At 71.5% G+C, this 14,045-nt stretch carries 10 protein-coding genes; 4 read left to right on the top strand and 6 right to left on the bottom strand.

Annotated elements, in window-relative coordinates:
• Positions 1 to 245: 245 nt before the first annotated feature.
• Positions 246 to 1,364 (top strand): ribosome small subunit-dependent GTPase A, encoded by a 1,119-nt coding sequence (gene rsgA / locus ACFY3D_RS09780; protein WP_389977121.1) that lies wholly within the window; start codon positions 246 to 248, stop codon positions 1,362 to 1,364.
• 182 nt (positions 1,365 to 1,546) lie between these two features.
• Here rsgA and ACFY3D_RS09775 read toward each other — a convergent pair whose 3' ends face one another.
• The 4 genes from ACFY3D_RS09775 to ACFY3D_RS09760 form a co-directional block, all read right to left on the bottom strand.
• Positions 1,547 to 1,861 (bottom strand): WhiB family transcriptional regulator, encoded by a 315-nt coding sequence (locus ACFY3D_RS09775; RefSeq protein ID WP_012893126.1) that lies wholly within the window; start codon positions 1,859 to 1,861, stop codon positions 1,547 to 1,549.
• A 105-nt stretch (positions 1,862 to 1,966) separates the two neighbouring features.
• The gene (locus ACFY3D_RS09770) at positions 1,967 to 2,923 is read right to left on the bottom strand and encodes a sucrase ferredoxin (RefSeq protein WP_389977118.1); all 957 of its coding nucleotides are present in this window, start codon (positions 2,921 to 2,923) and stop codon (positions 1,967 to 1,969) included.
• 126 nt (positions 2,924 to 3,049) lie between these two features.
• Entirely contained in the window at positions 3,050 to 4,582 is a 1,533-nt protein-coding gene (locus ACFY3D_RS09765; protein WP_389977115.1) for a glycerol-3-phosphate dehydrogenase/oxidase, read from the bottom strand.
• Positions 4,579 to 5,217, bottom strand: a complete 639-nt coding sequence (locus ACFY3D_RS09760) for a TetR/AcrR family transcriptional regulator (RefSeq protein WP_389977112.1) — start codon at positions 5,215 to 5,217, stop codon at positions 4,579 to 4,581. Before ACFY3D_RS09760 ends, ACFY3D_RS09765 begins: the two co-directional genes overlap by 4 nt.
• A 46-nt stretch (positions 5,218 to 5,263) precedes the next feature.
• Between ACFY3D_RS09760 and ACFY3D_RS09755 the strand changes: the two genes are divergently transcribed.
• From ACFY3D_RS09755 to ACFY3D_RS09745, 3 genes are all read left to right on the top strand, one after another.
• Positions 5,264 to 6,838: an FAD-binding oxidoreductase gene (locus tag ACFY3D_RS09755; protein ID WP_389977545.1), complete on the top strand. Its 1,575-nt coding sequence runs from the start codon at positions 5,264 to 5,266 to the stop codon at positions 6,836 to 6,838.
• Positions 6,839 to 7,082: 244 nt separating this feature from the next.
• Positions 7,083 to 8,591, top strand: coding sequence for a metallophosphoesterase family protein (locus ACFY3D_RS09750; RefSeq protein ID WP_389977109.1), 1,509 nt, complete (start codon positions 7,083 to 7,085; stop codon positions 8,589 to 8,591).
• A gap of 35 nt (positions 8,592 to 8,626) precedes the next feature.
• On the top strand, positions 8,627 to 10,222 hold the full coding sequence (locus tag ACFY3D_RS09745; RefSeq protein ID WP_389977106.1) for a bifunctional 3'-5' exonuclease/DNA polymerase: 1,596 nt from the start codon (positions 8,627 to 8,629) through the stop codon (positions 10,220 to 10,222).
• 83 nt (positions 10,223 to 10,305) lie between these two features.
• Here the strand turns inward: ACFY3D_RS09745 and ACFY3D_RS09740 are convergent, their stop codons facing one another.
• Together ACFY3D_RS09740 and ACFY3D_RS09735 are read right to left on the bottom strand one after the other, a co-directional pair.
• Complete coding sequence (locus tag ACFY3D_RS09740) at positions 10,306 to 11,607, bottom strand: MFS transporter (protein ID WP_389977103.1); 1,302 nt, start codon at positions 11,605 to 11,607, stop codon at positions 10,306 to 10,308.
• Positions 11,608 to 11,845: 238 nt separating this feature from the next.
• The gene (locus tag ACFY3D_RS09735) at positions 11,846 to 13,936 is read right to left on the bottom strand and encodes a protein kinase (protein WP_389977100.1); all 2,091 of its coding nucleotides are present in this window, start codon (positions 13,934 to 13,936) and stop codon (positions 11,846 to 11,848) included.
• Between the last annotated feature and the right edge of the window lie 109 nt (positions 13,937 to 14,045).

The raw sequence follows: 14,045 nt of genomic DNA, 5'->3' as shown, positions 1-14,045 counted from the left end.
CCTCCGGGCTCGGCCCGGGGGATCCCGGGGCACCCCGGGAAACACGGTAAAAATGTGTTTGCGCCGGACGGGAGGCACTGCGCTAAGGTTCTCCCGAAGAAGCCGTTCGAGAAACGCGCGGCCACGAGGCGACAGGAGGTGGGAAGCATGCGGGTTGTTCTGGTGAGCCTGCCGTCCATCAACCTCCGGGTGCCCGCCTAGCCGATTCGCGACGAGGCACCCGGCCTTCCACAAGGGTGCTTACGTTGTCTTCGCCAATCATCTCTTCTTCATCCGTTCTCACCTCGCTCGGCTGGAACGACTCTCTCGCCGCCGAGCTTCCCGCAGGCCTCATCCCCGCCCGGGTGTCCCGCGTCGATCGCGGTGCCGCCGAGGTGCTGACGGCCTCCGGTCATCTCCGGGCCCACTACGGCGCCAGGGTGCGGCGTGACGCCGCCGCCGACCCCGTGGCCCTGCCCTGCGTCGGTGACTGGGCCGGGCTCCGCCGCCTGGCCGAGGGCCGTTTCGAGCTGGAGGCGCTTCTGCCCCGGCGCACCGCGTTCGTGCGCGGCGGCGTCGCCAGGGTCTCCAGGGGCGGGCTCTCCGGCGACTCCCAGGGCCAGGTGCTCGCCGCCAACGTCGACGTCGTCTTCGTCGCGGAACCCGCCCTGCACGCCACCGACACCGCCGACCTGGGCAGGATCGAGCGGCTGCTCGCGCTCGCCTGGGAGAGCGGAGGGCGTCCCGTGGTGCTCGTCACCAAGTCCGACCTGATCGGCGAGGGCCTCGGCTTCCTGATGGAAGAGGTCGCCTCGGCGGCGCCGGGTGTGGACGTGCACCCGGTCTGCTCCGTCACGGGCGAGGGCGTCGACATCGTCCGCGGCTACCTCGAGGGCACGCGCACCGCGGTGGTGCTGGGCGCCTCGGGGGCGGGCAAGTCGACACTCGTCAACGCCCTGGCGGGGGAGGGGGTGATGGAGACCCAGCAGGTCAGGGCCGGTGACGGCCGGGGCCGTCACACCACCGTGCACCGCGAGCTGATCCCGCTCGCGGGGGGCGGGCTCATCATCGACACGCCGGGTATCCGCCGCATCGGCCTGTACGACATGGGCGAGGGCGTGGACATGGTCTTCTCGGACCTGGAGGAGCTCGCCGCGCGGTGCAGGTTCGGCGACTGCCGCCACGACAGCGAGCCGGGCTGCGCCGTGATCACCGCGATCGAGGACGGCACGCTCGCCGAGCGGCGGCTGGAAAGCTGGAACAAGCTTCAGCGGGAGGCCGCGTGGATGGCGTCCAGGACTGACGCGCGGCTCCGCAAGGAGCTCCAGGGCAGATGGAAGAGCATCACCAAGGAGATGCGGAAGGCGGGCCGCAACAGGCCCTGAAACGCGAAAAGGGCCCTGAAGGGAACCGATGGGCCCTGGTGAGAAGCGGAAGTGCGGGGGAAACCCGCCGTGCGGTCGCCCGTTCCGGGGGGCCGCACGCGCGGGGCCCGACGCGACAACGTGTGATCTCGCAGGGGGTTCGCGAGATCACACGTGCGGGGGAAGCCGGGTGGAGGTACTGCTCAGGCGACGGCACTGATGCCGGCGCTGGCGGCGCGGCGCATACGACGGCGACGCTCGGAGGCGCGCTCGTCCTCGTTCAGACCGCCCCAGGTGCCGTACTTCTCCGGACGGGAGAGCGCGTAGTCCAGGCACTCGGCGCGAACAGGGCACTGGGCACAGATCGCCTTGGCCTTACGCTCGCGGATGTCACGCTCGGGCTGACGCTCGCCGTCGGGACCGAAGAAGAGCACGAGGTCCTCGCCCCGGCACGCGGCGTCATCCTGCCAGCCCCAGCTGGGCCGAGGCCGGGCGGTCTGCCGACGTACCTGAGACATGAGAAAACCACCTTATAGTGAGAGGGTATTTCTGGTTGATGCCGCATTGGACGCTTGTGACGTCCCTGAGAACAACGCCTGGATTGGCCGTGATGTTCCCTCGGGTCAGGTCAGCGCGGACGTGGCATACCGCACAGGGGCTACCCTGTCCAGCGTGACCAGCCGGTAGGTAGTGATCGTATCGGCGCAAGCCGTACCGCATGGCGTTGTCAGCGTCATGGGTTCAACCACTACCCGAAAACGGGTGCCATTACCGCGCACAAATGCCTCGGTGACGGCGCCGTCCAACCTGGAGGATTCCACGGCCACTCCGCCAACCGAGAGATCACCCGTATGAACGCGGATGAAATGCTCAGCGGCCTGCAGTGGCTCAGGGATGCCTGCGCGTCCCCGGAAACGGTCGAGGATGACCTCGCCGGACCGGTACGCGTTGGCTGCCGCGATCGCAGCAGCCTGAGACATGCTGCCGTAGTAAAGCCCGTGTGGCAAGCACACGAGGTTGGCGGCGTATCGATCGCCGCCAACATGTGATGTTTCCCATACTGTGTCCGGCAATGTTTTTGCCAAGGACCGAGCGAGGGGTAGTCCAATGCGGGCGCAGCACGCGTTGCGCTTGGCATGCGTGCAGACCAGAAAAACCGGCTCACTCACAAGTATGCAGGACTCCGGGACCACTCCGGCCACCACGTTGTCAAGGTTAAGATCGTCCGGATCTGCGATGACGCCTTCGGCGATCCACGGTTCGGTCGATCCGGAGTCGGCGACCATGACGTGAATGCCGGTTTCCACGAGGTTTCTGCGTCCCGGGCGGCGGATCAGCTGGGGGCGGATGCCGAGTCGGGTGGCCCGTTTGATAAGAGTGTGAACTTCCTTGGGAAGATCGCAGTCTTCCAGGTGGGAGGCCCAGGGGCCGGGGTGCTCGATGAGAAGCCAGAAGCGGGCTCCAACGGTCGCGCTGGCGTGAAGTGGCAGCTCGCCGGTGTGACAGCCCGGAGGGTGGGTGCACCCCTTGGCGGCTCTGACCGCTCTGTCCGCCCTGCCCACGACGCCCCCCGTGCTCACGCTCTCTCCTCGCTCTGACTTAGGTAAGACTAACCTAATGGTGAGAGGGGGGTGGCGAGGAGCGAAACGATCACAGGTGGGTGAAGGCGTGTGCGTCGGCGGCCTTCCGGCTCCGGCGGGCAGGCGTCAGTAGGCCAGTGCGGCACGCGCCATGGGGAGGGCCGCGTCGCGGTCCCGCAGGACGAGGCCGACCCTGGTGCGCCGGTCCAGGAGGTCGTCCACGTCCAGGGCGCCCTCGTGCCTGACGCCCCAGACGAGCTCGGCCCCGGTGACCCCGGTCGGCCCGGGCTCGGCCAGCCAGGGGTCCTCCGCCATCAGGGACCGTACGGCGGCCGCCTCACTCCCGTACCGCTCAAGCAGCCGGTCCGCCTCCCGGCCCTCGCGCCCGTCGCCGTTCGCGTCCTTCCCCGGGCGCGCGCCGGCCCCGACGAGGGGAAGGTCCGCCGTGCGGCTCGGTCCCGCGTCGAGCCCGCCCAGCGACACGGCCCGGTCGATCGCGTCCTCGGCCATCCGCCGGTAGGTGGTGAGTTTGCCGCCCACGATCGTCATCAGCCCGTCCGGCGTGCTCAGCAGCGTGTGCCTTCTGGACAGGTCGGCGCTGCGGCCGCCGCCGGCGCCGGCGAGCAGTGGGCGCAGCCCCGCGTAGGTCCCGGCGACGTCCTCGCGCCGGATCGGCTCCTCCAGCACGGAGTTCAGGATGGACAGCAGGAAGGTCACGTCATCCTCCGGCACCTGCGGTACGTCGGGGACGGGGCCGTCCACCGCCTCGTCGGTGAGCCCGACGTAGACCCGCCCGTCGGGCTGGGGAAGAACGAGGACGAAACGGTTGCTCTCCCCGGGAACCGGTACGTGCAGCCCCACGGCCAGGCCGGGCAGCGTCTCCGGTCGCAGGACCAGGTGGGTGCCGCGCGAAGGGCTCAGCCGGATGCCCGGGTGCAGTCCGGCGGCCCAGACGCCGGTGGCGTTGACCACCGTCCTGGCCCGGATGGTGAAGATGTCCCCGTCGAGTTCGTCGCGGACCAGCGCGCCGTCGCCCGACAGCTCCAGCGCACGGCAGCGCGTCAGTATCCTCGCCCCGTGGGCCGCAGCGGTCCTGGCCACGGCGATCACCAGGCGGGCGTCGTCGGTCAGGCGCCCGTCCCATGACAGCAGGGCGCCGCGCAGCCCGCGCGAGTCCAGCGGCGAGGCAAGGGCGAGAGCCTGCGCGGCGGAGATCCGTGATGGGCCGGGCAGGAGGTGGCGGGGCGTGCGTGCCGCGACCCGCAGCCCTTCGCCGAGGCGGTATCCGGTCATCAGCAGCGCCGCGTGGCGGCGGGAGACCTCGGGGACGAGCGGCAGCAGGTAGGGATGGGCGCTGACCAGGTGCGGCGCGGTGCGCCCGAGCAGGTGGCCGCGCTCCACCGCGCTCTCGTACGCCACCCCGACCTGTCCTTTGGCCAGGTAGCGGAGCCCGCCGTGGATCATCTTGGAACTCCACCTGGAGGTCCCGAAGGCGATGTCGTGGGCGTCGATCGCGGCGACGGAGAGGCCGCGGGAGGCCGCGTCGAGCGCCGCCCCGGCACCGGTCGCGCCCAGCCCCACCACCAGTACGTCCACCACGAGGTCGCGCACCTCGGCCAGCTCGCGTGCGCGGCGGGCGGCGTTGAGAGAGGAGTTCACGGTCGCAGGTACCTTTCCAGGAGCGTGGCGAGCTCGGCGTCCAGGTCGTCCAGGCTGACCGGGGCTTCCGTGCCGCCTGGGCCACCTGGGCCGTTCAGGCCGACCGTGCCGTCCGGGGTGTCGGGGCCGGCCGGGTCGAGCATGGTCGGGCCGGAGAGAAGGAACGACTGGGCGGTGAGCAGCACCGCCCTGGCCATCCTCGCCGGGTCACCGCGCCGCACGGTGCCCCCCTCCTGACCTCGGACGATCGCCGCCTCGACGAGCGCGAGCATGGCCTCGTGGCTCGCCCCCCTGCGGTCCAGCAGGTAGGGCAGGAGCAGCTCCGGGTCCACCTCGACGATCTTTCGCCAGAGTGGATGGTCGCGCAGCGCCCGTACCGCCGCCACCGCGGAGGTGACCGGGTCCCCGGTCGCGAACCGGTCCGCGACGCTCACCCACTCGCGGGTCATCAGGTCGGCGACGAGGGTCCGCATGTCGGGCCAGCGGCGGTAGATCGTCATGCGGGAGAGCCCTGCCCTGCGTGCCACGTCGGTGAGCGTGGCGCGCCGCACCCCCACCGCGAGGACCACCTCGCGGGCGGCGTCCAGCACCTGGCCGCCGCTCTCCGCGTCCGCATTGTGACGAATAGACGTCATGTGTCACAGTGTAAGGGTGGAAAATCCGACGAGTGCCACCGAGCCCATGCTCTGGTCCGGCTGGGGTGATCCCGGCAAGGCCGCCGACCTGCCGGAACCGGTGAGAAAACTGCTCCACGACGTGCTGGGGGTGAGTCCGCGTCCAGAGCGGGCCGCCGAGCTCGGCGAGGTGCGGTTGCCCGCCGTGACCCTCTCGTCGCCCGTGCGGGCGGAACTGCGCGGCGTGGTCGGCGCCGATCACGTGCGCTCCGACGACGAGGCCCGCGTCCGGCACACCCGTGGCAAGTCCACCCCCGACCTGATGCGTATGCGCGCCGGAGACGGTTCCGACGCGCCCGACGCGGTGGTGCTGCCCGGTTCGCACCGCGAGGTGCTGGAGGTGCTCGCCGTCTGCGCCGCCCACCGGATCGCCGTGGTCCCCTTCGGGGGCGGAACCTCCGTGGTCGGCGGCCTGGTCGCGAGCAGGCAGGGCTTCGCCGGTGTCGTCGCACTGGACCTGGTCCGCCTGGACCGGCTGATCGCCGTCGACGCCGAGTCGATGGTCGCGGAGATGGAGCCAGGGCTCCGGGCCCCGAGGGCCGAGCGGCTTCTGGCCGGGCACGGGTTCACCCTAGGTCACTTTCCGCAGTCGTTCGAGTACGCCACACTGGGGGGTTTCGCCGCCGCCCGTTCCAGCGGGCAGGCCTCGGCCGGGTACGGGCGTTTCGACGACATGGTGGTCGGCATGACCGTGGCCACTCCGCGCGGGACCCTTGAGCTGGGCCGGGCACCCAAGTCGGCGGCCGGGCCCGACCTGCGCCAGGTGATCCTGGGCTCGGAGGGTGCCTTCGGCGTGATCACCTCCCTGAGACTCCGCGTCCGGCCCGCGCCCGAGGAACGGGTCTACGAGGGGTGGCGGTTCGCGTCGTTCACGGAGGGATCGGCCGCGCTGCGACACCTCGTCCAGCAGGGCGTCGTGCCCACCGTGCTGCGCCTGTCCGACGAGACCGAGACGATGGTGGGGCTGGCGCGCCCCGGCGAGATAGGCGCCTCGCCGACCGGTGCGGGCTGTCTGGCGATCGCCGGGTACGAGGGCTTCTCCGAGGTGCCCGCCCTGCGCGAGCGGGTCGCCGCCGTGCTGTCCGGGCTCGGAGGCGTTCCTCTCGGCACGGATCCGGGGGAGTCGTGGGCTCACGGACGCTACTCGGCGCCCTATCTGCGCGACTCGCTGCTCGCCGCCGGCGCGACCGTCGAGACCCTGGAGACGGCCGGGTTCTGGTCCAACCTGCCTCGCCTCTACGACGCCGTACGGCTCTCGCTGCACGCCTCGCTCGGCTCGCCGCTGGTCATGTGCCACATCTCCCATGTGTACGGCACCGGCGCCTCCCTGTACTTCACGGTCGTCACGGCGCAGGGCGACGACCCCGTCGGGCAGTGGCGAGAGGCCAAGCGGTCGGTCAACGAGGCGATCGTCGCGGCCGGGGGCACCGTCTCGCACCACCACGGGGTCGGTCGCGACCATCGGGAGGCCTACGCGACCGAGATCGGCGACCTGGGTGTGGAGATCCTGCGCGGGATCAAGGGCAGGCTCGACCCCGAGGGCATCCTCAACCCCGGCGTTCTCGTCCCGCCGGGCGGGTGACGGCGCGACGGGCACAGAGGGACACAGAGGGACACAGAGGGACACGGTAGGGCACGGAAAGGCGCGGAAGGGCAGGGCGGGCTCCGATCAGGCCCGCCCGTTGGGCGGCGCTCCGCCGCGCAGGCCGCGACCGGGCCTACCTCGGCGGCCCTCGACGGCCCGCAGTGGTCCTCGCCGGCTTCCGGGTCGGCCGCCTTTCCCGAGAGGTGTGCGGCTTTTTAAGATCATTGCCAAGATATAGGCCATGGTTGACATAAGACAGGCGGCGGAGCGCGGGCGTGAGGTCTCCTCCCGGGTGTCGAAGGAGGGGGCGGGCTGGTCCTGCGCCCAGACGGGCACCTTCAAGGACCTGCTGCCCAGCAAGGAGACCTTCTCCTGGCTGAACCCGCGCACCATCTGGCGGTCGCGGAACGAGGTCCTCGCGATCCTGTTCGGAGACCCCTCGGGGCAGGTGAGGGCGCGCTGGGTGGGCTCGCAGCGGGACCGGGGCGTCGACCCCTCCTTCCGCATCCCGATGGACGTCGGCTCCGAGTTCTCCTTCCTTGTCCTCGGCGACACGGGGGAGGGCGACGCCTCGCAGTACGCCGTGGTGCCGGGCATGCTCAAAGTCGGTGAGGACACCGCGTTCGCGGTTGTCGCCAGCGACGTGATCTACCCCACCGGCTCGGGCAACGAGTACGAGGACAAGTTCTTCCGCCCGTACCAGGACTATCGAGCGCCGATCTACGCGATCCCCGGCAACCACGACTGGTACGACGGGCTCGGTGGTTTCATGCGCGTCTTCTGCGAGGCCCCCGCCCTGGAGGCCGAGAACGAGGGGTTCAAGTTGTCGCCCTCGGGATTGCGCGGTCTGCTCTGGCGCAAGCCGGAGAAGATCGACGAGGCCCGGCTGGCGAGGGCGCGCGAGCTGCGGGCGAAGCCGGAGCAGCGGGCCGTGCAGCCCGCCCCCTACTGGGCGATGGAGACCCCGGGGCTGCTCATCGTCGGGGTGGACACCGGTATCCGCGGCGACATCGACTCCGAGCAGGCCACCTGGCTGCGCGAGGTCTCCCGCGATCCCCGGCCCAAGGTGCTGATCACCGGAAAGCCCATCTACAGCCGTAACGACTACAAACCGTCGAAGCTGGCCGGCGGCGGAACCATCGACGACATCGTCACCGACCCCGCGCACAACTACGTCGCGGCGATAGGCGGCGACGTGCACAACTACCAGCGCTTCCCGGTCAAGGTCGGGGACCGGACCATCCAGTATCTCGTGGCGGGCGGATCAGGGGCCTTCATGCACGCCACCCACACCATCCCGAGGGTCACCGTGGGCGGCGTGCACGAGGACGACTACCGCTGCTACCCGCTGCGCGGTGACTCGCTCTCGTTCTACAGCGGGCTCTACAGCGACCGGCTGCGCATGCGGTGGCTCTACCTCACGCCCGACGAGAGCGCGGCGCTGATGTCCCGGCGGATCGGCAACACCCCGGTGAGGGACATCCCGGCCGTGCCGATCACCCGGCGGATGCGGTGGGCCGCCAGGATCCTCGGCGGCTGGCCGATGCCGCTGCGGCTCCCGGTGGGCAGGACGTTCCACCGTTACCTGTCGGAGCTGTCCGACTGGGACACCCCGCCGTTCTTCAAGAGCTTCCTGCACGTCTCGGTCACCTCGGAGGCCCTCACGATCCGCTGCTTCGCCGCCACCGGCTGCCTGCGGCAGGAGATCGAGCCCCCGGTCGAGGACGAGATCGTCATACCGCTCGTCTGATCGAGAATGTCGTACCGGCGTGGCAGGGTGGGCATATGCACGTGTCGGTCGCGGCGGCTCCCGGGGGTGGGGGCATGCTGCGTGTGGACGGCGAGCCCGCCGGGGCCGTCGCCGATCTGGCCTCGGCCGTCCGCGAGCTGGAGGCCCGGGGGCCGCGCTGGATCTGGGCCGACACGCGGGAGGTCTATCCCGCCCTGCTCGCCGCGGGGGTGCGGCTCGCGCGCTGCCACGACCTCGCGCTGACCGAGGGCCTGCTCCTCGCCCACGAAGGGCGGTTCGGCGAGCCGAGGTCGGCCCCCGCGGCCTACGCCCGGCTGCACGGCCTGCCCGTGCCCGACGATCCGCACGGACCCCAGGCACGGCAGGCCACGCTTTTCGAGGAGGAGGCGTCCCCGCCGGACGCGGATTTGGTCGCGGAGGTCTACGCCGACCAGTTGCGGCGCGTGGAGGCGACCACCGACCCCGGGCGCTTCCGGCTCCTGGTCGCCGCGGAGTCGGCCGGGGCGCTGGTCGCCGCGGAGATGGCGAGGGAGGGCATGCCCTGGCGCCGGGACGTGCACGACGAGCTGCTGACCGGCCTGCTCGGCCCGCGTCCTGTGCACGGCATGCGGCCCGCCAAGCTCCAGGCCCTGGCCGACGAGGTGGCGGCGGCGTTCGGCACGCCGTTCAACCCCGACTCCCCGCAGCAGATCGTGAGGGCGTTCAAGGCGGCGGGCGTGCCCGTCGCCTCCACCAGGGCCCACGACATCAAGCAGGTCGAGCACCCGGGCGTCGCGCCCCTGCTCGCCTACAAGGAGATGGCCAGGTTCTACAGCTTCCACGGCTGGGCCTGGGCCGACCAGTGGGTGCGCGACCACCGTTTCCGGCCCGAATACGTGGTGGGCGGCGTGGTGACGGGCCGGTGGGCGACCAACGGTGGCGGGGCCCTGCAGATCCACAAGCTGATGCGCAAGGTCATCGTGGCCGACGACGGCTGGACGCTCGTCGTCGCCGACGCGGCCCAGCTGGAGCCGCGTGTGCTGGCCGCGATGGCGGGGGACGTCGGCCTCGCGAGGGCGGCCGGGCAGATAGACCTCTATCAGGCGCTGGCGCAGGCGTTCGGCGGCGAGCGCGACAACGCCAAGATCGCGATGCTGTCGGCGATGTACGGAGGCACCAGCGGAGACGCGCCCAAGCTGCTGGCCGTGATGCGCCGGCGCTTTCCCCGCGCCTACCAGTTCGTGGAGGACGCCGCCAGGGCGGGGGAGGAGGGCAAGGTGGTCCGCTCCTGGCTGGGCCGCACCTCGCCCCCGCCCTCCGCCCGCTGGCGGGAGCTGGTCTCCGGCCCCGAGGGAGGCCGCGCGGCTCGCGACCGCGGCCGGTTCACCCGCAACTTCGTCGTCCAGGCGACCGCGGCCGAGTGGGCTCTCGTGCTGATGGCCGTGCTGCGCGGCCTGCTGCCAGAGCCGGCCAGACTGGTGTTCTTCCAGCACGACGAGGTGATGGTGCACTGCCCTGCCGAGCAGGCGGAGGAGGTCGTCGCGGCGGTCGGCAAGGCCGCGGAGGAGGCGACCCGGTTGTTGTTCGGATCGACCCCGGTGCGCTTCCCCATGCTGGCCGTCCCGGTCAGGTGTTACGCCGACGCCAAGTGACGCCCGGTGGGGCCGGGCGTCCCGGACGGTTTCGGACACTCCCGGGCGCCGGTTGAGCGGACCGGGGCGAGGGCCGTCGCGGCTCAGGCGCGGGTGAGGGCGAGCCAGGCGCCGGTGACCGTCACCATGACCGCGACCGCCGCGCCGAGCACGCCGTACGACAGGCCACCGACGATCAGACCGGCGATCACGGTGCCGGCCGCGCCGCAGACGTTCATCAGCAGGTCGGAGAGGCCCTGCACGGGGGTGCGGTGTTCCAGCGGCACGGCCTCGCTGAGCATCGCCGAGCCGGAGATCAGCCCGAACGACCAGCCGAGGCCGAGCAGGAGAAGTCCGACGGCCACCTGCGTGACGTCGTGCGTCCCGGCCCCGCCCGCGAGGACGGCCGCGGCCAGTAGCAGACCCATTCCCGCTACCAGCACCGTTGTCCTGCCCACCCGGTCGGCGAGCCAGCCGACCACGGGCGACAGGACGTACATCCCCGCGATGTGCAGACTGATCACGATCCCGATGACCGTGTACGTCGAACCGCCGTGGTCGAGGTGGACCGGGGTCATGGACATGATCGAGACCATCGCGGTGTGGCTCACCGCGATCGCGACCAGCGCGCGTGCCGCCACGGGGGTCCCGCGCAGCACCCGCCAGGCGGTGCGGAACGTCCCGGCGCCCTTCTCCGAGGGGGCGGGTCCGGGCGCGGGGACGTCGGAAGACGCGTTGGAGGACGCGGAGCGGGCCAGGAGCAGGGGGTCGGGACGCAGGGCGACCACGATGATGCCGAGGGCGATCGCGAAGCTCACCAGGGCGACGGCGAACGGGCCGCTGCCCGACGGCATTCCGAGCCCGGTGCTGAATCGCTCGGCCGGTTCCGCCAGGTTCGGCCCGGCGACCGACCCGACGGTGGTGGCCCACACCACCAGCGAGAGGTGCCTGGCCGAGTGCCCCGGCGGGGACAGATCGGTCGCGGCGTAGCGCGAGGCGAGGTTGCCCGCGCTGGCCGCGCCGAACAGCACCAGCCCGGCGAGCAGCAGCGGCCAGGAGCCCAGGGCGACCGCGAGCAGCGAGACCAGGCAGCCGAGCAGGGCGCAGCCGTAGGCCAGGGTGAGCCCGGCGCGCCTGCCACTCCTCCCGGACGATTTCGCGGTGGGCAGCGCGAGCAGCGCCGCACCCAGCACGGTCGCGGTGCCGGCCAGCCCGCTGAGCGCCGTGGAGCCGGAGAGCTCCTTCACGGTCACCGAGCTGAAGGTGAGCCCCACTGCGACCCCGATCCCGCCGCTGATCTGGGCGGCGGACAGGACGGTGAGCGTCCGCCGCTGTACGGCGGTGACTCGCGTCTTCCTGCCGGGGGAGGCGCCGGGGGGCGTGGTGTTCGTGGGGTTCGCGGTCACGAGCGAAGTCTGCCATCACTCATGACCGTGCCACGAGACCTTTTCGGGAGCGGCACGGTGGACGGCGGGCGCGACCTGGACATGGCGGGACGGCGGTGCAGGGCGAAGGACGACGGGACGGGGTTCGGCCGATGAGGCATGTGATGAGACGAAGGAGGACGGACGGCGGGAGGGATCGGTGGTGAGGTGAAGGATGGTGGACGGCGAGAAGGCCGGGGGTGACGGCCGGTCGCCGGGATCAGCTGACCGAGCTGAAGGTGGCGAAGAACGTCTCCAGGATGTCCGCGTTCTTCTCCCAGTCCAGGTCCTGGACCTTGAACGTGATCTGGTAGGCGGTCCGGCCGTTGAGGGCGACGTAGCGCGTCAGCCCGTGCATCGGGACACCGTTCGGCTGGACGTAGGTGTACTCCCAGTCCGCGGCCTTCCACGTACGGTAGTTCACCGCCATGACGCTGACCTCGGTGTATTCGTCCAGGCCCTTCTTGCTGGCCTTGCCCAGTGCCGTCATCGGTTCCTCGACCGGCACCTCGGCGACGACGATGGTCTGTCCGCCGCTCTTCGGCCCGGTGAAGGTGACCACTCCGCCGGAGCTCGCCTTCACCGTCCAGTCGCCGGGCACCGCGCCGGAGACGCCGGCGGCGCTCGCCAGTTTGAAGCCCTCGGGGATCTCCTCGCTCGGCCCGGTGGACGTCACCGGCGCGTCCGTGGCGGAGATCGCCGTGGACGGGATCGTGGAGACCGGGGTGTCGGAGGCGTCGCTGGGCAGGAAGACGAGCAGTCCGGCGACCACGATGGCCAGCACGCCGCCCCCGCCGAGCATGAGCAGCCGGAAGTCGGGGCCGCCCTCGCTGTTTCCCCGGGCGCGGCGCGAGGTCCCGCGCATCCCGCTCCGGCCGGGCGAGGTGACGGACCGCGAGTCCCGTACGGCGGTGCGGGAGGACGGTTCCCGCGCCGAGGGGGTGGGCCAGAGCGTCGCCTCGCGGGCCCTGGACGCCTCGCTCTGCCCGCCGTGACGCGGTGCGGACGGCTGCGCGGGCGACGGTGCCGACGATGCCGCGACGGGCAGGTCGCCGGAGAAACTGCTCAGCGGGTCGAACGGGTCTCCGTCGGGTCCGGTGGCCGGGATGCGCAGCGCGTCGTAACCGCGTTGGTGCCCTCCGGTCAGACCGGTGGCCCCGCCCGCCTGCGGGAACCCGCCCGAGCCGGACGCGGGAAAGGACAACAGGTCCGCGCGGTGCGACCTCGGAGGGCCGGAGAGCGCGTCGCCGCCCGAGGAGTTGTTGGCGTACGGGACCCGGATCGGCCCCGAGGGCGTCTCGATGATCCGGGAGGGGGGCGGCCCCGACGGCGCGTTCAGCGGGGGCACCAGGTGGATCGGCATGGAGTCGCCCGGGATCGGCATCGACGAGGGCATGGGGCTGGGCGCGCGGTTCGGGGTGCTGGAGCCGTGGCTGCGCAGCACCCGATCGAGCAGGTCCGACACCTGCGAGGCGCTCATCCGGTCGGCGGGGTTCTTGCGGAGCAGGCCCTCGATGACGGCGATGAGGGCACCGGCCCGCTGCGGGCGGCTGGGCTCCTGGGTGAGGATCGCGCCGAGCACGGCCACCGCGTCCGGTCCCTCGTAGGGGGGTCGCCCCTCGACCGCCGCGTACAGCGTGGCGCCGAAGGACCACAGGTCGGAGGCCTGCGTGAACGGCTGGCCCGACAGCCGTTCCGGCGGGATGTAGGCGGGTGAGCCCATCATCAGGCCGGTCTGGGTGACCGTCACGTCTCCCTCGATCGCGGCGATACCGAAGTCGGTGAGCACCACCCGGTCGGAGGTGAGCAGCACGTTGCCCGGCTTGACGTCGCGGTGCATGATCCCGGCGGCGTGGGCGTGGCGGAGCGCGTCGAGCACCCGGACGCCGATCTCCGCGGCCTGGACCACGGGCAGTGGCCCGCTCTGCCGCACGGCCTGCTCCAGCGACCAGGCGCGGACCAGCTCCATCACGATCCAGGGGCGGCCGTCCTCCTCGACGACGTCGTGGACGGTGACGATGCCGGGGTGGCTGAGCCGGGCCGCCGAGCGGGCCTCGCGCAGCATCCGCCGGTGGGCTCCCTGCTTGCCCGCGTGGTCGAGGCCGTAGGGGAGGATCAACTCCTTGACCGCGACGTCCCGGTCGAGCAGGACGTCGTGCGCGTGCCACACCATGCCCATCCCGCCACGTCCGACCGGTGACACCAGGCGGTAGCGCCTGCCCACCAGCCGGCCCTGGCCCTCCGGTGTCGCGCCCGCGGAATCGCCGCCCTCAGGCCCCAGGGGGTTTCTCCCGAGCAAGCGATCGGTCATCGTTCCCCGTTCCCCAAAACCAGCCCTGTGCGGTGGACACGATATCGGGAGGGCATTCGGTTATGGAAGTTTGCATGCCGAGAAGGCGTATGACGGTATTTGTCAGGAT

This window comes from Streptosporangium sp. NPDC000509 (assembly GCF_042898365.1).
Classification (GTDB): domain Bacteria; phylum Actinomycetota; class Actinomycetes; order Streptosporangiales; family Streptosporangiaceae; genus Streptosporangium.
The sequence above is the reverse complement of the archived record's forward strand: the minus strand, read 5'-3'. Positions and strand labels throughout refer to the sequence as shown.